Raw genomic sequence first — 17,524 nt, 5'->3', positions numbered from 1 at the left:
ATGCGTAATAGATTGATTACTATTTTAAAGAAATGAAAACGGTTTAGCGGGTAAAACCGAAACCATTAAAGCTGAATTCAGTTTTAGCGGCTTAGGTTTTACCTGTTTGACTACGGCGGGAGACAAGGGCGGGCACTGTTTCAGCCCAGAGAAATCCATGCACCACTGCGGACAATGGTCGAAGCCGAATATCATCCCTCTCCAACTCAGAGAGTCGGTGTAACAGGCCGGGGTTAACGTCGTTACAGGATATTTAACGTCAGCCAGCCGTCCGGCAAGCTTTCCCTTGCCGGACGGCGCCTCAGGACTGCCGTAGCTGCAAATCGAGCGGCGTTTTGCTTGGCTCGCCGCCGATTTCACGCGCCAGCTTCGGCACCAGATAACCGGAAACCAGCGGCAGCAGCTGGCGCATAATCGCTCGCGCTTCTTCATCGGAGACGTAAAAGTGCGCGGCCCCTTGCACCTTATCCAGCACGTGCAGGTAGTAGGGGAGAATACCGGCGTCAAACAGCGCGTTGCTGAGCTCGGCCAGCGCAGGCGCATTATCATTCACGCCGCGCAGCAGCACGCTCTGGTTCAGCATCGTGACGCCTGCGCGCTTCAGCATCGCTACGCCGTGACGCAGCGCCAGGTCGATCTCCTGCGCATGATTGATATGGGTCACCATCAGCACCTGTAACCGCGAATTGCCGAGGCGCTGGCAGAGCGTTTCGGTGATGCGCGCCGGGATCACCACCGGCAGGCGGCTGTGGATACGCAGGCGCTTCAGGTGCGGGATCGCCTCCAGCTCGCCGATCAGCCAGTCGAGCTCATGATCTTTCGCCATCAGCGGATCGCCGCCGGAAAAAATGATCTCATCCAGCTCGCGGTGTTCGCGAATATAGTCCAGCGCTCGCTGCCAGTTGCGCTTGTTGCCCTGGTTATCCTGATAGGGGAAATGACGGCGGAAACAGTAGCGGCAGTTGACCGCACAGCCGCCTTTGACCAGCAGCAGCGCGCGGTTTTTATATTTATGCAGCAGGCCTGGCACGACGCTGTTTTGCTCATCCAGCGGATCGGCGCTGTAACCCGGCGCGTCGATAAACTCCTGACGATCGGTGATCACCTGCAGCAGCAGCGGATCGCGCGGATCGCCTTTTTTCATGCGCTGGGCGAACGCGCGCGGCACGCGCAGGGCGAAAAGCTTGCGCGCAGGCTCGCCAGCGGCCAGCTCAGCATGCTGTTCCAGCGCTAAAAACCGCAGTAATTCATGGGGTTCAGTGATGACGTCTGCAAGTTGTTGCAACCAATCTTCTCTGGATGGGGTATTTAGGGTTACAATGTGTGCCATTTTTTTGGCTAAGTACCAGTATTAAATTGTAGAGGGCCTTTATGGCGACTTATTCTAGCAACGATTTTCGCAACGGTCTCAAAATCATGTTCGAAGGCGAACCTTACGCCATCGAAGCCAGCGAGTTTGTAAAACCGGGCAAAGGACAGGCGTTCGCACGCGTTAAGATGCGTCGTCTGCTGACCGGCAAACTGATCGAAAAAACCTTTAAATCCACCGATTCCGCCGAAGGCGCAGACGTTGTGGATATGAACCTGACTTACCTCTACAACGACGGTGAGTTCTGGCACTTCATGAATAATGAAACCTTCGAGCAGCTGGCCGCTGATTCGAAAGCCGTTGGCGACAACGCGAAATGGCTGCTGGATCAGGCTGAGTGCATCGTCACGCTGTGGAACGGCAGCCCGATCGCCGTCACGCCGCCGAACTTCGTTGAGCTGGAAATCGTTGATACCGATCCGGGTCTGAAAGGCGATACGGCGGGCACCGGCGGCAAACCGGCGACGCTGTCTACCGGCGCAGTGGTTAAAGTGCCGTTGTTCGTGCAGATCGGCGAAGTGATCAAAGTTGACACCCGCTCTGGCGAATATGTCTCTCGCGTAAAATAAGCAGCAATCAGGCGCATCTTCTGGGTGCGCTTTTTTACTGAGAACATTGAAATAATGAAGCGCATCGTAAAATTCATCGCTGTCGCGTTGCTGACGACCATGGCGCTCAGCGCCTGCAACACTTTTCGCGGCTTTGGTGAAGATGTTTCACACCTGGGCGGCGCCATCTCCCGCGCAGCAAACTGATTTATCTTCCTTTCTGAAAGAACGCCATTTCCTGATGTTACGACGAGCAAGCTGTTAATTTAGGGCTATGCTTTAGTTGCTGTACTTTCAACTGCAACCAAAAAGGAAATGGCTATGTCAAAGAAAAGTATTGTCGCAATTTTTTCCGCTTTGATTCTTTCTACTCTGCTGTCTGCCTGCAACACCACGCGCGGCGTAGGCGAGGACGTTGAAGCGGGCGGTCAGGCGATTCAACGCGGCGCGCAATAATATGTACGGTGCGGAACCTGCGTTCCGTACCGACATTTTTACCTTTCCGCATTAGTTCCCAGCCTGCTGCGGCGTTGCGCCGTCCTGTTTCACCCAAATCAATTTATCAACCGGGAAACCGGCCTGACGCGCCTGTTCCGTCAGCTTTTGTTTGACCGATTCATCCAGCTGCGGCGTGCGCGACAGAATCCAAAGGTAATCGTGGTTCGGCCCGCAGATCAGCGCGTAGCGATAATCGCTGTCGAGCGCGATCACGTTATAGCCGCCGTAGAAAGGCCCAAAGAATGAAACTTTCAGCGCTGCGCGCTGCGGCGAGCCGGTAAAGTAAGCTTTGCCGATGCTCTCTTTCCAGCGCTGCTTCTGCGCGTCGTAGCCGCGGTTAACCACTTTCAGCCCGCCGTCATCGCGCTTGCTGTAGGTTGCGGTGACATGATCGAGACCGCGCTCAAAGCGGTGGTTCAGTCGGGCAATTTCGTACCACTGGCCGAGATAGCGATCGGCGTCAAAGTTTTCCACCACCGTGACATTTTTCGGCGGCGTCGTGCTGCAGGCCACCGAGAGCAGGGCGCCCACGCTGGCGATAAAGGTTTTCCATAGTGACATAATGCTTTCCTGATAAGTTTTAACAGCTTAAGTATAGGACGAGAAAACCGGCCTGTGTTGGCGGGAGGCAGAAACCTGCTTAGCCGCGCAAAGCCTTGCCGGGCCTGACGTCAGTGATTGTAAAGGCGCTAAAGCTGGTTAGCGCTGCGCCGATAACCTTCCTACTCAGACTCCAGTCAATGAAGAAATACTTATCATGGCGACCATTTATACCAATCTGTTATCAGCCAACGTGCTGAAAAATCAGGCAAAGGACGCCCCATCGCTGAGCCAGACCATTGCACGTCTCTCATCCGGTTTGCGCATTAACAGCGCGAAAGATGACGCCGCCGGTCAGGCGATTTCCAACCGTATGACCGCTAATATCGGCGCCGACACGGTGATTGCCCGTGGCCTGGATGACGGCATCAGCCTGTCGGAAACCGCTGACGGCGGGCTGGATACCATTTCAAATCTGCTGATCCGTGGTAAGGAGCTGGCGATCCGTTCGGTGAACGACGCCTTATCGGACAGTGACCGCCAAAGCCTCCAGGATGAATTCCAGCAGATTAGCGAGACTATCGATCAGATTGCCGGCACGACCGAAATTTTCGGTAAATATCCGCTGGCGTCTGCCGTGCCGGAACTGCCGGTAAAGCTGGGAAACGTCTCGCCGGCCACCAGCAAATTTCCGGTGCCGGGCAACAATTACGGTTTTAGTTCCGGCGTTGTCTCGATGGCCTATATTCCGGCGGGCGCCACTAACGTGGTCATGCGCATCGATTCCTATTCTTATGACGACGATATTCAGATCTTTACCCGTGACGGTAAACATCTGGTCGGCACGCCGCTGCAGGGCAGCGATCCCGATTCGACCTGGGTAAGTAAAGGCATAACGAGCGCCGCGCAGGCCAACAGCAGCGTCCTGACCGAGGCGAACGGCTTTCTGCCGGGCGCCAGCTATGATGATTCGCAGCTGGTGCAGGGCGGCAGCACCTATGACGTGAACGGCAGCGCGACGCAAAACTATAACGGCATGTCCATCACCTACAGCGGCGACGGCGACCGTTATGAAGACGCCAGCACCGGCGGGTTTAACGACGGCAGCGTCGCCAGCGCCAATACGCAGGAGCGTGTGACGATCAATAACGTCACCGAGGATCTGGTGGTGATCGTGGTAGGCAATGGTTCATTCGGCGCGCGTATGACCTGGGGGAATATGCCAACGCCAACCTATACGCCTGATGACGCGAAGGCGAGTAGCCCGATGCAGGTGGTAACCAGCGCTAACTTTGGCGATACGCTGCAGGTGAAAACGATTGAGCCGACGCCTTCCGACAGCGCCTCATTAGGGCTGGCGGCGAGCCGCCTCAACCCAAAAGAGGAAGCGGAAAAAGCGCTGGGCGCGCTGGATAAGGCGCTGCAAACCGTCAGCGGCTACCGTGGCGAGTATGGCAGCACCATTAACAGCCTGGAATCGACAAAAGCGTCGCTGTCGCAGCAGACTGTCGCCACTACGGCGGCGCGCAGCCGCATTATGGACGCGGATTATGCGCTGGAAGCCTCTAACCTGACGAAGCAGCAGATCCTGCAGCAGGCCAGTAATGCGGTGCTGGTGCAGGCGAACCAGCAGCCGCAGTTGATGCTCTCTTTGCTGAAAGGCTAAGCTAGAGCGTGACGACGCCTATGGCCGCGATGACCGTCAGAATAACGGCGGCGCCGTAAAACCACCATTTGCTGGCGGGAATCGCCAACTTAAGATCGTGCGCGCCATGATGCAGACGATGCAGCGCGCACCACACCGGCAGAACAATCGTCAGCAAAATCACCCCACGCCCGATTAACGTCGAGGCAAAAGCCAGAATACGTTCGTAGCTGAACGCGTCGGCGGGCCACCAGCTCAGCGGCAGCAGCACGCCGACCAACAGCACCGCCACCGGCGAAAACAGCGCCGCCCACATGCCGCCTGCGCCAAACAGCCCCCAAAACAGCGGTTCATCCGATCGTTGTGGTTGTTGCATTCTTTCCTCCTCAGGCTTGTAGCGCCAGCCACAGCGAACCGAACGTCGCCAGCAGCATCACGATCCACAGAGCGATAATGATGGGCTGCGGCTTCAGCTTTTCCCCTTTCACCATCACGATGGCGGCCTTCGGCGCCAGTTCAAACCAGGTTTTACTGTGCAGCAGCGCCGCCGCCAGCGTGACCAGGTTTAATAACAGCACTATCGGATGGCGCAGGAAGCTGATAAAGGCGTCCCACTGATCCGCGCCGCCTTTGAGCGCATAAAGCGCAAAAATCAGCTCCAGGCTGAACCACAGCGCCGGCAGCGCCGTGCCTTCACGCAGCATATAAAAGCGGTAAAAAGCCAGATGACGCCACCAGCCTGCGTTAACCGGTGGCGACCAGGGTTTGCGTTTACTTATCATCAAAAGCTCCTTAGTGCGGTTTCAGCCGGGCGAGAAGGTAATCCTTCGCGCTCGCCACTTTGCCCTGTTGGATTGCCGCGGCCGGATCGACATGCTTCGGGCAGACCTCTGAACAGAAGCCGACGAAGGTGCAGGGCCAGACGCCGTTGTCGCCGTTTAACAGCGGCATGCGTTCCGCTTTGCCGCGATCGCGGCTGTCGAGGTTGTAGCGATGGGCCAGGGCGATGGCGGCCGGACCGATAAACGCCGGGTTCAGGCCAAACTGCGGGCAGGCGGCATAGCAGAGGCCGCAGTTAATGCAGCCAGCGAACTGGTGATAGCGCGCCATCTGCGTCGGGGTTTGCGGATTCGCGCCCTGCGCCGGCACGCGCGGATTGCCGATAATATAAGGCTTGATCGCCTCCAGGCTTTCAATAAAGCGGCTCATATCCACCACCAGATCCCGCTCCACCGGAAAGTTCGCCAGCGGCGCGATGCGCAGGCCGTCGGGATAATCGCGCAGGAAGGTTTTACAGGCGAGTTTGGGGATGCCGTTAACCATCACGCCGCAGGAGCCGCAAATCGCCATGCGACACGACCAGCGCCAGGCAAGATCGTGGGCGAGGTTATCTTTGATATAACCCAGCGCATCCAGCAGCGACGTCTGTTCATCCCATGGCACCGGGAACAGTTCATCATGCGGGGCGCTGTCTCTCTCCGGGTTATAGCGTTGCAGCGTAAGGATAAGGGTCGAAGATTTATTCATGGAACGCCTCCTGAGCTGACGCAGCCTCCGCCTCTGCGCCATAGAGCCGCTGCGCCGGCGGCAGACGAGTGATCTTCACCGGCGAAGTTTCGATGCGCGGCGCGCCGTCGGGAGTGAAGAACGTCAGGGTGTGATGAAGATAATGCGTATCGTCGCGCTGTCGACAGCCTTCATCCAGCCGCTGATGCGCGCCGCGCGACTCTTTGCGGTGCAGGGCGGCGTGCGCCATGCATTCGGCCACGTTCAGGCTGTGTTCCAGTTCCAGGCTGTAGAGCAGCTCGGTATTGAAAACGCTGCTGCTGTCGCTGATGTGCAGTCGCTGAAAACGTTGCTTCAGCGACGCCAGCGTATCGATGGTTTGCTGCATCAGTTCCGGGGTGCGATAAATCCCGCAGCCTTCTTCCATGCTGCGGCCCATCTCGTCACGCAGCGTTGACCAGCGCTCGTCCCCCGGTTGGTTGATGCGCGCCAGCAGACGTTGTTCGATATCCTGCGCCTGCGCCTGCAGCGCGCGCTCGTTGCCGGGGCGGCTTGCCAGCGCCCGCTCCGCCGCCTGTTCGCCAGCGAGACGGCCGAACACCACCAGCTCCGCCAGCGAGTTCGATCCCAGACGATTGGCGCCGTGCAGACCGATAGAGGCGCACTCGCCGGCGGCGAACAGCCCCTGAATGCGCGTTTCGCCGCGCGCGTCGGTTTCGATGCCGCCCATCGTGTAGTGCGCGGTAGGGCGCACCGGAATGGGATCGGTAACCGGATCGACGCCGACATAGGCCTTGCTCAGCTCGCAGATAAAAGGCAGCCGTTCATGCAGCTTTTTCGCGCCGAGATGCCGCAAATCGAGATGAACCACGTCGCCGCGCGGCGTGGCGATGGTGCGTCCGGCGCGCCATTCGTGCCAGAACGCCTGCGAAACTTTGTCGCGCGGGCCCAGTTCCATATATTTGTTTTTCGGCGATCCGGGCGGCGTTTCCGGGCCAAGCCCGTAATCTTGCAGATAGCGATAGCCATCCTTATTCACCAGAATGCCTCCTTCGCCCCGACAGCCTTCCGTCATCAGAATGCCGGAGCCGGGCAGACCGGTCGGGTGGTACTGCACGAATTCCATATCGCGCAGCGGAACGCCGTGGCGCAGCGCCATGCCCATGCCGTCGCCGGTGACGATGCTGCCGTTGGTATTATAGCGGTAGACGCGACCGGCGCCGCCGGTCGCCAGCACCACGGCGCCCGCGCGCAGCGTCACCAGCGTGCCCTCCATCATATTCAGCGCCACCAGTCCGCCGACGCGGCCGTCGTCTACCAGCAGATCCAGTACAAAATGCTCGTCAAAGCGGCGTATTTGCGGGTACTTCAACGAGGTTTGAAACAGCGTGTGCAGCATATGGAAGCCGGTTTTATCAGCGGCGAACCAGGTGCGCTCAATCTTCATGCCGCCGAAGCGGCGCACGTTGATGCTGCCGTCCGCCTTACGACTCCACGGGCAGCCCCACTGTTCCAGCTGAATCATTTCTTCCGGGCAGTGGCGCACAAAGTAGTCCACCACATCTTGCTCGCACAGCCAGTCGCCGCCAGCGACGGTGTCGTGAAAGTGAGCGTCGAAACTGTCATGTTGTTGGGTAACGGCGGCGGAACCGCCTTCGGCAGCTACGGTGTGGCTGCGCATGGGATAGACTTTTGACACAAGGGCGATGGATAACGCTGGATGGGCTTCAGCGGCGGCGATAGCCGCCCGCAGACCGGCGCCGCCTGCGCCGACAATCACTAAATCGGCCTGTATGCTTTGCACTTAAACCTCCCTGCGAACGCGAAGTAACTCTTTAGAGTTAGCCAGTGTAGGGCAGGGCGCATCAGCCGATTTTGATATGTTCGATGTTTTAAACCGATAAAAGCGATGTCATTAAACGACACCGATAAGGCGCCTTCTGCCGCCGTACAAGCGGGCAGAAGGCGAACATGCCTCAGGCGGCCTCGTTGACTTTAAATACCCGCATCGCCTGTGCCAGCTGAGCGGCCTGCTCCTGCATCGCCTGCGCCGCCGCCGCCGACTGATTAACCAGCGCGGCGTTCTGTTGAGTCACCTGATCCATCTGGGTGATGGCGGCGTTAATCTCATCAATACCCGTGCTTTGCTCGGTACTGGCGATGGAGATCTCACCCATGATTTCCGTCACGCTTTTCACGCTGGTCAGCACTTCATTCATGGTGCTGCCTGCGTTCGCCACCTGTTTGCCGCCTTCATCGACTTTATTGACGGAATCTTCGATCAGCTGCGCGATCTCTTTGGCCGCAGAAGCGGAACGCTGGGCCAGGCTGCGCACTTCCGATGCGACCACCGCGAAGCCGCGTCCCTGTTCGCCAGCGCGCGCCGCCTCGACCGCCGCGTTCAACGCCAGAATATTGGTCTGGAAGGCGATGCCGTCGATCACGCTGATAATATCGACGATTTTGCGCGACGAGCTGCTGATGGTCTCCATCGTATTGACCACCTGTTTCACCGCATTGCCGCTCTGCACCGCGACTTTTGACGCCAGCTCTGCCAGCTGGTTAGCCTGACGAGCGTTATCGGCGTTTTGCTTAACGGTAGAGGTCATTTGCTCCATCGCGGAGGCGGTCTCTTCCAGTGAGCTGGCCTGCTGCTCGGTACGCGAGGAGAGATCCATATTGCCGGCGGAGATTTCGCTGGAGGCGTGAGCGATCATATCGGTGCCGGCGCGCACTTCGGTGACGATTTTCAGCAGATTGTCATTCATCGTTTTCAGCGCCTGCATCAGCTGGCCCGTTTCATCCGATGAACTGACCTTGATAACCGTACGCAGATCGCCGGATGCCACGTTTTCCGCAATGCTGACGGCGGCGCGCAGCGGCTGCACAATCGAACGGGTCAGGAAATAGCCAAGGATTACCGCAGCGGCAATCGCCAGCGCGGAGAAAATCAGCGTGATGTTGATGGCCGTCGTCGCATCCGCCACCGCATGCGCGCCTTCTCCCTGTAGCTGCTGGGATTGGGAATCCGCGAACTTCTCCACGATATTCAGGAAGGCGTTTTGCGCCGGGGTCATTTTGCGCAGCGCATAGTCGGCTGCGGCGTCGATGTTGCCCTCACGAATCAGCGCAAGCAGCTGCTGGCTGGCTGCGGCAAAATCCTGCGCCGCCGCTTTTACCGCCTTAATTTTTTTCTGGCCGACAGCGGTCGTTTGCAGTCGGGCGATTTTTTCAATCGCTTCATTGGTTTGCTGCGTTGCCTGCTCAAGCTGACCAAAGCGCTTTTGATTCATTTCGGGACGAGGCGTATCAATCACCATGCCGCGCAGATATTTAATCTGATCGTTAACGCCGTCGCGCACGTCAAACGCCAGCCTGACTTTGATGTAGCGATCGTTAACGATATTTCCTACCGCAGTGTTGATATTACTTATCTTAATGACTGCTGTGACGCTCACAATAATAAGCAGCAGTATAACTAAACTAAAAGCTGCACCGAGTCGAAAGCCAACTTTCATATTCTTCACTGATAACATTATCCGTATCCCTTTGCCTGAACCAGAACAATACAATTGTCTATAAATATTATTCATCCCAGCGCAATATCCTGGGAATGTCGGGGCTTTACTTTTTCGTTAGCGGCTGATGCTATTTTCTTAGCAACAGAACGGCTTACGACGCCGCTTTCGCTGGCATGAGAAACCAGGCCAGTTTTCGCGCAACGCGTTTTGCACCATCGGCAGCGACCGGGAAAACTTGATAAAACATTCATTAAAAATCCCTGTGCTACCTGCGATGGATAAGAGGAGGCATCAGCGAAGCCGGGGTCTCGCTACGGCAAAATCGGCGGTTTTATCAGCGGAGATTTGTCTGCCGGCGAGGTTACGAGTAGACTGCATCCCCCTGTTTGACTGAGGAGTAAACCCAATGAGCGAAACGGCAAGCTGGCAGCCGAGCGCACCCATCTCTAACCTGTTGAAACGCGCGAAGATTCTGGCGGAGATTCGTCGTTTCTTCGCCGATCGCGGCGTACTGGAGGTGGAAACCCCGGCGATGAGTCAGGCTACGGTAACCGATGTTCATCTGGTGACCTTCCAGACGCGCTTTGTCGGCCCCGGCGCTTCGCAGGGTTTGGATTTATGGCTGATGACCAGCCCGGAATATCATATGAAACGCCTGCTGGCGGCGGGCAGCGGACCGATCTATCAGATGGGTCGCAGCTTCCGCAATGAAGAGGCGGGGCGTCACCATAACCCGGAATTCACCATGCTGGAGTGGTATCGTCCGCACTACGATATGTATCGCCTGATGAATGAGGTGGACGATCTGTTGCAGCAGGTACTGGAGTGCCAGCCAGCGGAATCCCTCTCTTATCAGCAGGCGTTTATTCGCCACCTGGAAGTGGACCCGCTTTCCGCTGACAAAGCGCAGCTGCGCGACGTGGCGGAGAAGCTGGGCGTGGGCGATCTGGCCAACGCGGAAGAAGATCGTGATACGCTGTTGCAGCTGCTGTTTATGCTGGGCGTGGAGCCGAAGATCGGCCAGGAGAAACCGGCCTTTATTTACCACTTCCCGGCGACGCAGGCGGCGCTGGCTGAGATCAGCACCGAAGATCACCGCGTGGCGGAGCGCTTTGAAGTTTACTTTAAAGGCATTGAACTGGCGAACGGCTTCCGCGAGCTGACCGACGCGCGCGAACAGCGTCAGCGCTTTGAGCAGGATAACCGCCGCCGCGCCGCGCGCGGGCTGCCGCAGCAGCCGATCGACACCAACCTGCTCGCCGCGCTGGAACACGGCATGCCTGCCTGCTCCGGCGTCGCGCTGGGCGTGGATCGTCTGATTATGCTGGCGTTAAAGGCGGAGTCTCTTAGCGAGGTAATCGCCTTTCCGGTCGATCGCTGCTAACGCGATGCGATCGCCTTTGCAGGCGATCGCCGCGCTCTGTCTGAGGCGCCCCGTCGCGCTGTGCCGTCGGCGCGCGTTGTCGTTTTATCTCCCTAAAGTCCGCCTGACTTAAAGGTGCGCGTGGTCGGCGCGCCGTTGCTGGCGGGCGTCCGTTTCGCCGCGGTCTCCATACGCACCTGGAACGGCGGGAACGGCATTTCAATATTATGTTCGCGGAAGCCTTGCAGAATGAGCTGGTGCAGCTCGTGACGCAGCGGCATACGATGACCCATCTCCGCAGCGTGAATGCGCAGCTCGAACAGCTGAATGCCCTGCTGCAAATCGACCAGGAACACTTCCGGCGGCGGAGTATCCAGCACATAGCTACAGCGTTCGCAGGCGTGGCGCAGCAGCGCGGTCACCTGCTCGCTGTCGACGCCAGCCGGCGCAGGCACGGTCAGCACCACGCGCGTCACGGAGTCGGAGAGCGACCAGTTCACGAACTGCTCGGTGATAAACGCCTTGTTCGGCACGATGATTTCTTTGCGATCCCAGTCGGTGATGGTGGTGGCGCGCGTATTGATGCGCGTAATGCTGCCGGTCAGATCGCGAATGGTGACCGTATCGCCGATACGGATCGGCTTCTCAAACAGAATGATCAGGCCAGAGATAAAGTTGGCGAAAATCTCCTGGAGACCAAATCCCAGCCCCACGCCGAGCGCCGCCACCAGCCATTGCAGTTTCGACCATTCGATGCCGATCATCGAGAAACCCATCAGGCCGCCAATCAGCAGCAGCAGATATTTGGTCAGGGTCGTAATGGCGTAGCCGGTGCCGGGCGTCAGGCTGAGATGCTGCAACAGCGCCAGCTCCAGCAGGGCGGGCATATTGCGCACCAGCTGGGTGGTGATAAAGAAGATCAGGATAGCGATCAGCACCGAGCCAAGGGTAATCGGATGCAGGCTTTCCACGCCCTGCACCGTACTGCTGGCATTCCACAGCTTGATATTCTCCAGAAAGGCGAAGGCGGAATGAATTTCCGACCACAGCACAATCACCGAGAGCAGGGCGATCAGCGTCAGAATCGAGCGCACCAGGCGCAGCGACTGCGCGCTGATGGCGTCAAGATCGATCACCGGCTCCTCGACATCCACGCCGTCCGCCGTCTGCGCGGCCGATTCTTCTTCGCCGCGCGCGCGATGCGCCAGCATATCGGCGCGACGCTGACGTGCGCGATCGAAGGCGATGCGGCGGCGCTGGATCAGCATCCAGCGGCGAATAATGTGATAAATCACCAGCAGCAGGAACCAGATGGCGACCGAGGTCTCCAGACGCGCCAGCAGCGCCTGCGCGGTCGCCAGGTAGCCGGTGCAGGAGGCGAGCGCCGCCGCCAGAGGAATACAGATCATCACATTCCACAGGATGCGGTTGATCACGTTGTCGCCGCTGCCTTCATTATCGAGATAAAGCGGGATGCCGGCGCGCTTCAGGCTGACGGTCACCAGGCTCAGCGCGCCGCAGATCAGAATAAAGCAGAGCCGTCCCAGGGTAGCGGAAAACTGTCGATCCTCCAGGTTGGCGAAGGTGATGAGTAGCATAATCAGCGGCACGATAAAGCCGATGGAGAGCGAGTAGTAGCGCATGGCGCGCGCCACTCGCAGCTGCGGCCAGCGGAAGTGAATCACAAACAGCCCGTTGGGTCGGGCGAAGGCGGCGCTGATCATAAACACCCAGAGCAGCGGCAGCGTGGCGGTCACGCCGTCGCCGATCGCCACCGCGACCGGGTAAGGCCAGGCGTGCTGCAACCCAAAGCCGAGCGCCCCCCACAACACCGGCAAGGGCAGGGCGACCAGAATCGACCAGAAAACGGTGCGCAACGTCAGAGTGAAATGGTCCTGCGTCACCTTACCGACGCGTCCGGCGGCGCGCGCCAGAAACGCATTGTAGTGACGGCGCGAACTAACGCTGAAGCCGACCAGCAGAAGTGCGCCCAGAATCGGCAGCACCGTGTCGCGGCTGGTGACCATCATCATCAGCGCGCCGCCGAGCTGGCCCAGCGTATCGAGCGACAGCAGCCGGTTCAGATCGCGCGCCACCTCCAGCGGATAGCTCAGGCTCAGCGGATTGACGTCGGCGGTCCAGAAAAGGTAGCGGTGCGTGGCCTCTTTGATTTCGCCCAGCGCGTCTTCCAGCTGGCTGTTGGCCACTTTCAGCTTAGTGACCTCCAGAATCAGGGTATCGCAGCCGGAAATCAGCGAACCGAGCAGCTCCCGCTGGGTTTTTATCTGTGCGTCGAGAATGCGGTTCTGTTCGCTGGTCAGCGGCGCGCCGTTTTCCTGCTTCAGCTGACGCAGGTGCTGCTGCTGATTAAGCAGATCTTCATAGTGCAGACGCTGCACGCGCAGCTGGCCCATTTCGCTGTCCAGCTGCTGCGACTTAGGCATTTCCGGCAGGCGCGCCACCTGCGCACGCAGCGCCTCGCCCAGCAAGTTGGAGGCGCCGAGCCACTGCGACTGTTCACGAATGGTGCTGAGCGCCTGACGAACCTGAATGGTTTGATTGGTGGCCTGACGCTGCTGCGAGGCGATAAGATCGAGACGCTGCGCCTGTTGGTTCAGCGCGGCGGACAGCTCCCGGTTGACGTGAAACTGTTCGGCGATCGCCGCGGGCAGATCGCCGCTGTTTTCCGCCAGCTGCTCGGTGCGCGCCAGCGCCTGCTCCGCTTCGCGCTGACGCAGGCTGTTAAGCTGGTTGCGCAGCGCCTGCAGATAGTCATCCAGCTGCTCCGCTTTTTTCTGATGCACTTCGGCGCGCATCCGCGCCAGTTCCTGACGGTTGTTGGCAGAAAGCTGCGCCAGTTCCAGCTCGTCAACGCGCGCCTTCAGCGCCGCCGACTCCGCCTGACGCGCGTAGTTCTGCGCATGGGTCAGCGCGCCGGAGGCGACGGCTTGCCCATGTAACGTGCGTTCGCTTTCGCTCAGCGCGCGACGCGCCTCGCTCTGCTGCTGTGGCAGTTGACCCAGCGAATCGCTGATCTCGCGGGCGCGATCCTGCTCCTGCTGCGCCTGGCGTCCCTCTTCCAGCAGCTGACTGCTGACCTGCAGGATCTCCTGATCCAGCTCGGCGCTGGTCATGCCGCTGCGCAATGTCCGCTGGCTGTCGTTGAGGCTGGCGATCTGCTGGCGCAGCTCGCGCGCCAGCTTAGGAAAATCATCGATCACCTGCTGATACTGTTTCGCCCGCTCCAGCGACTCGTTGCGGGCGTTGATAAAGCCCAGCGCGGATTCCAGCGTTTGCACCAACTCAGCCTGAGCTGGCGACGCTTTGGCGGATTTCGCCTGCTCCAGCTCCTGACGAACCTGCGCCGCGTCAGGCGCGCTGGCGGCGAAGGCGGGCAGGGTGAATACGCAGGCGAGAATAAAAGAGAGGATCAGGCGCACGGTGATATCTTAATCGTGGTGTAAAACGGTTTCCGCATCGGTGCGTTGCAGCGCCATAGCCATTGGCTGACCGAGACGGGTTTTGCTTTCCGCTTCCAGGCTTTCCGCCAGCTTAATGCGTCCCGGCGCGAACAGGTTAATGACGGTCGAGCCCAGCTTGAAGCGGCCCATCTCCTGACCTTTCAGCAGCACCACGGCGCCTTCGGCGTCGGCGCCCGGAAAGCTCCAGCGTTTGATGACCCCTTCGCGCGGCGGCGTAACGGTGCCGGACCAGGCGGTTTCGATGCTGCCGACGATGGTCGCGCCCACCAGAATCTGCGCCATTGGGCCGAATTCGGTATCGAAATAGCAGATAACGCGTTCATTACGGGCAAACAGGTTCGGGATATTGCGCGCGGTCAGCGGGTTAACGGAGTAGAGATCGCCCGGCACGTAAATCATTTCACGCAGGATGCCGTTGCACGGCATATGCACGCGGTGATAGTCGCGCGGCGCCAGATAGGTCGTGGCGAATTCGCCGTCGCGGAACTGCGCCGCCATCTGACGATCGCCCGCCAGCAGCGCTTCCAGTGAATAGTAGTGGCCTTTCGCCTGAAAAATCGTGTCGCCCTCGATATGGCCCAGCTGGCTGATGGCGCCATCCGCCGGCAGCACCAGCAGGTTCGGATCGGCGTCGATCGGACGCGCTTCGTCGCGCAGCGGACGCACGAAGAAATCGTTAAAGGTGCGGTAGCTGGCGGTGTCTGACTTCTGCGCTTCGGACATATCGACGCGATAGAACCAGACGAAAATATCGATCACTGCTTTGGTCAGCCAGCCGGCGCGTTTGCTGGCGGCCCAGCCAGCCAGCTCGGTGAGCCACTTTTTAGGGAGCAGATGATTCAGGCCGAGTTTAATAGAATCCAACACGTTAGCCTCCTGGCTTAATCACACGACGTTGAAGAAAAAGGGGGCGAATTGTAGCAGCGACAGCCTGTTTAGGCTAACGCGCCGATAATGCCATATTTGCTGTATTAATCTTCGTCATTACCGAAGTTTTTACGCGTTTTTACCTGCGCCATGCTCTCCAGTATGCGGTGGTAGTTTTCGAAGCGCGTTTCGTCGATAAGCCCATTTTCCACCGCCTCGCGGATCGCGCAGCCGGGATCGTTGTCATGTTTGCAGTCGCGGAACTTGCAGCCGCCTAAAAACGCACGAAATTCGACAAATCCCCGGGTGATTTGTTCCGGCTCCAGGTGCCAGAGGCCAAACTCGCGCACGCCGGGCGAATCTATCACGTCGCCGCCATGCGGGAAGTGATAGAGGCGCGCGGCGGTGGTGGTGTGCTGGCCCAGCCCGGAGACGTCGGAAACGTCGTTGGTGAGGATGGTTTTATCGCTCAGATCGAGGCCCAGCAGCGCGTTGAGCAGGCTCGATTTTCCGACGCCCGATTGCCCGGCGAAAATGCTGATGCGGCCGGTCAATGCCGCTTCCAAATCGGCCAGGCCCGCTTTTTCGTAGCTGGAGACCATCAGCACGCGATAGCCGATATGGCGATAGATATCCATCTGCTTATCAACAAAGGCGCGGCCTGCGTCATCCAGCAGGTCGGTTTTATTCAGCACCAGCAGCGGCTCGATGCCGAGCGTTTCGCTCGCGACCAGATAGCGGTCGATAATATTCAACGACAGCTCCGGCACGATGGCGGAGACGATGATGATCTGGTCGATGTTCGCCGCGACCGGCTTCACGCCGTCGTAGAAGTCGGGGCGCGTCAGCACCGAATGGCGCTCATGCACCGCTTCGACGATGCCTTTTACCGTGGCGCCGCCTTCAACGCCGGGACGCCAGAGCACGCGATCGCCGGTCACCAGCGAGCGAATAGTGCGGCGAATATTGCAGCGGTGAACCTGACCTGCGCTGTCCTCTACGTCCGCATGCATGCCGAAGCGGCTGATGACGATGCCGTCCTGCGCTTCGCCAAACAGGCTGTCATCCGGTTCAGGCTTATCCGCACGCTGTTTGAGACGGCGTTCGTGGTTAGCGTTAACGCGACGCTGCTGGCCTTTAGACAGTTTATTTTTACTCACTCTTCCTCACATGCACTCGGACGGTTTCGCCTCGTTGGGCAAAACGTCTATGATACACCCTGGGCTGAATTACGGCGAGCGACGCAACCAGGCATTATGCGACGCGTCCTGGCGATTCAGCCGGAAACACAACCGAGCCAACGGCGGGATAAAACATGGGAAATGAAAACAATCTTATCTGGATCGATCTGGAAATGACCGGCCTCGATCCAGAACGCGATCGCATTATTGAAATTGCGACGCTGGTAACGGACGCTAACCTGAATATTCTGGCGGAAGGCCCGGTGCTGGCGGTGCATCAATCCGCTGAACAGCTGGCGCTGATGGATGAATGGAACGTGCGTACCCATACCAACAGCGGCCTGGTGGAGCGGGTGAAGGCAAGTCAGTATGACGATCGCGCCGCCGAGCTGGCGACGCTGGAATTCTTAAAACAGTGGGTGCCCGCTAACGCGTCGCCGATTTGCGGCAACAGCATCGGCCAGGACCGCCGCTTCCTGTTTAAATATATGCCGGAGCTGGAGAGCTATTTCCACTATCGCTATCTGGACGTCAGCACGCTGAAAGAGCTGGCGCGTCGCTGGAAGCCGGATATCCTGGCGGGCTTTAAAAAAGCGGGCACGCACCAGGCGCTGGATGATATCCGCGAGTCGGTAGCGGAGCTGGCTTACTACCGTACCCATTTTTTGCAGCTGTAGCAGACGGGCGGATCGGCTAAAAAAACGCCATTCCGCCGCTTAAATCAGCAAACGCATCGAAAGCGCAAATTTTTGCCCTCAAGGGCTTGCAGGGCAAAAGTTTTCTCGTATAATGCGCTCCCCGTACCGATGAAGAATTTTAATCGGCTACGATTGCGGGAATAGCTCAGTTGGTAGAGCACGACCTTGCCAAGGTCGGGGTCGCGAGTTCGAGTCTCGTTTCCCGCTCCAAAATTTATGCAGTACCCGGTAACGCCCCTGCGGGAATAGCTCAGTTGGTAGAGCACGACCTTGCCAAGGTCGGGGTCGCGAGTTCGAGTCTCGTTT

Annotated in this window: 16 protein-coding genes and 1 tRNA gene; 7 read left to right on the top strand and 10 right to left on the bottom strand. The window is 58.6% G+C overall.

Translation table 11 applies throughout. The features are described from left to right. Positions 1 to 301: 301 nt before the first annotated feature. Positions 302 to 1,330, bottom strand: coding sequence for an EF-P beta-lysylation protein EpmB (epmB, locus tag MYY08_RS15710; RefSeq protein ID WP_288014868.1), 1,029 nt, complete (start codon positions 1,328 to 1,330; stop codon positions 302 to 304). 41 nt (positions 1,331 to 1,371) lie between these two features. Between epmB and efp the strand changes: the two genes are divergently transcribed. The 3 genes from efp (at position 1,372) to MYY08_RS15695 (ending at position 2,373) form a co-directional block, all read left to right on the top strand. Next, the gene (gene efp, locus MYY08_RS15705; protein ID WP_038623847.1) at positions 1,372 to 1,938 is read left to right on the top strand and encodes an elongation factor P; all 567 of its coding nucleotides are present in this window, start codon (positions 1,372 to 1,374) and stop codon (positions 1,936 to 1,938) included. A 54-nt stretch (positions 1,939 to 1,992) separates the two neighbouring features. Then, positions 1,993 to 2,124 carry an entericidin A/B family lipoprotein gene (locus MYY08_RS15700; protein WP_071883735.1) on the top strand — a complete coding sequence of 44 codons (132 nt, stop codon included), beginning with the start codon at positions 1,993 to 1,995 and terminating at the stop codon, positions 2,122 to 2,124. Positions 2,125 to 2,238: 114 nt separating this feature from the next. Then, positions 2,239 to 2,373: an entericidin A/B family lipoprotein gene (locus MYY08_RS15695; protein WP_038623848.1), complete on the top strand. Its 135-nt coding sequence runs from the start codon at positions 2,239 to 2,241 to the stop codon at positions 2,371 to 2,373. A 51-nt stretch (positions 2,374 to 2,424) separates the two neighbouring features. Here the strand turns inward: MYY08_RS15695 and MYY08_RS15690 are convergent, their stop codons facing one another. After that, the gene (locus MYY08_RS15690; RefSeq protein ID WP_038623851.1) at positions 2,425 to 2,976 is read right to left on the bottom strand and encodes a lipocalin family protein; all 552 of its coding nucleotides are present in this window, start codon (positions 2,974 to 2,976) and stop codon (positions 2,425 to 2,427) included. 196 nt (positions 2,977 to 3,172) lie between these two features. Here MYY08_RS15690 and MYY08_RS15685 point away from each other — a divergent pair, with 196 nt between their 5' ends. Continuing rightward, entirely contained in the window at positions 3,173 to 4,621 is a 1,449-nt protein-coding gene (locus MYY08_RS15685) for a flagellin N-terminal helical domain-containing protein (RefSeq protein WP_038623853.1), read from the top strand. A gap of 1 nt (position 4,622) precedes the next feature. Here the strand turns inward: MYY08_RS15685 and frdD are convergent, their stop codons facing one another. From frdD to MYY08_RS15660, 5 genes are all read right to left on the bottom strand, one after another. Further along, complete coding sequence (gene frdD, locus MYY08_RS15680) at positions 4,623 to 4,976, bottom strand: fumarate reductase subunit FrdD (protein WP_038623855.1); 354 nt, start codon at positions 4,974 to 4,976, stop codon at positions 4,623 to 4,625. 10 nt (positions 4,977 to 4,986) lie between these two features. Further along, the gene (gene frdC, locus MYY08_RS15675) at positions 4,987 to 5,382 is read right to left on the bottom strand and encodes a fumarate reductase subunit FrdC (protein ID WP_038623857.1); all 396 of its coding nucleotides are present in this window, start codon (positions 5,380 to 5,382) and stop codon (positions 4,987 to 4,989) included. Positions 5,383 to 5,392: 10 nt separating this feature from the next. Further along, positions 5,393 to 6,127: a succinate dehydrogenase/fumarate reductase iron-sulfur subunit gene (locus MYY08_RS15670; protein WP_038623859.1), complete on the bottom strand. Its 735-nt coding sequence runs from the start codon at positions 6,125 to 6,127 to the stop codon at positions 5,393 to 5,395. After that, positions 6,120 to 7,910 carry a fumarate reductase (quinol) flavoprotein subunit gene (frdA, locus tag MYY08_RS15665; protein WP_038623861.1) on the bottom strand — a complete coding sequence of 597 codons (1,791 nt, stop codon included), beginning with the start codon at positions 7,908 to 7,910 and terminating at the stop codon, positions 6,120 to 6,122. The genes MYY08_RS15670 and frdA overlap by 8 nt, the downstream gene beginning before the upstream one ends. Before the next feature lie 172 nt (positions 7,911 to 8,082). Continuing rightward, entirely contained in the window at positions 8,083 to 9,642 is a 1,560-nt protein-coding gene (locus MYY08_RS15660) for a methyl-accepting chemotaxis protein (RefSeq protein ID WP_038623863.1), read from the bottom strand. A gap of 391 nt (positions 9,643 to 10,033) precedes the next feature. Between MYY08_RS15660 and epmA the strand changes: the two genes are divergently transcribed. Continuing rightward, entirely contained in the window at positions 10,034 to 11,011 is a 978-nt protein-coding gene (gene epmA, locus MYY08_RS15655) for an elongation factor P--(R)-beta-lysine ligase (protein WP_038623865.1), read from the top strand. A 92-nt stretch (positions 11,012 to 11,103) separates the two neighbouring features. Here epmA and mscM read toward each other — a convergent pair whose 3' ends face one another. The 3 genes from mscM to rsgA form a co-directional block, all read right to left on the bottom strand. Continuing rightward, positions 11,104 to 14,430 (bottom strand): miniconductance mechanosensitive channel MscM, encoded by a 3,327-nt coding sequence (mscM, locus tag MYY08_RS15650; RefSeq protein ID WP_038623867.1) that lies wholly within the window; start codon positions 14,428 to 14,430, stop codon positions 11,104 to 11,106. 9 nt (positions 14,431 to 14,439) lie between these two features. Next, on the bottom strand, positions 14,440 to 15,339 hold the full coding sequence (gene asd, locus MYY08_RS15645; protein WP_038623869.1) for an archaetidylserine decarboxylase: 900 nt from the start codon (positions 15,337 to 15,339) through the stop codon (positions 14,440 to 14,442). Between the two features lie 104 nt (positions 15,340 to 15,443). Next, on the bottom strand, positions 15,444 to 16,499 hold the full coding sequence (gene rsgA / locus MYY08_RS15640) for a small ribosomal subunit biogenesis GTPase RsgA (RefSeq protein ID WP_038623871.1): 1,056 nt from the start codon (positions 16,497 to 16,499) through the stop codon (positions 15,444 to 15,446). A 155-nt stretch (positions 16,500 to 16,654) separates the two neighbouring features. Between rsgA and orn the strand changes: the two genes are divergently transcribed. Both orn and MYY08_RS15630 read left to right on the top strand, forming a co-directional pair. Then, positions 16,655 to 17,197 (top strand): oligoribonuclease, encoded by a 543-nt coding sequence (orn, locus tag MYY08_RS15635; RefSeq protein WP_038623873.1) that lies wholly within the window; start codon positions 16,655 to 16,657, stop codon positions 17,195 to 17,197. Between the two features lie 155 nt (positions 17,198 to 17,352). Continuing rightward, positions 17,353 to 17,428: transfer RNA gene (locus MYY08_RS15630), tRNA-Gly, on the top strand. Positions 17,429 to 17,524: the final 96 nt, after the last annotated feature.

The organism is Mixta sp., assembly GCF_024610815.1.
In the GTDB taxonomy this organism is placed as follows: Bacteria; Pseudomonadota; Gammaproteobacteria; order Enterobacterales; family Enterobacteriaceae; genus Mixta; species Mixta calida.
Note: the sequence above shows the minus strand (reverse complement) of the source record. Positions and strands in the feature narration are given on the sequence as shown.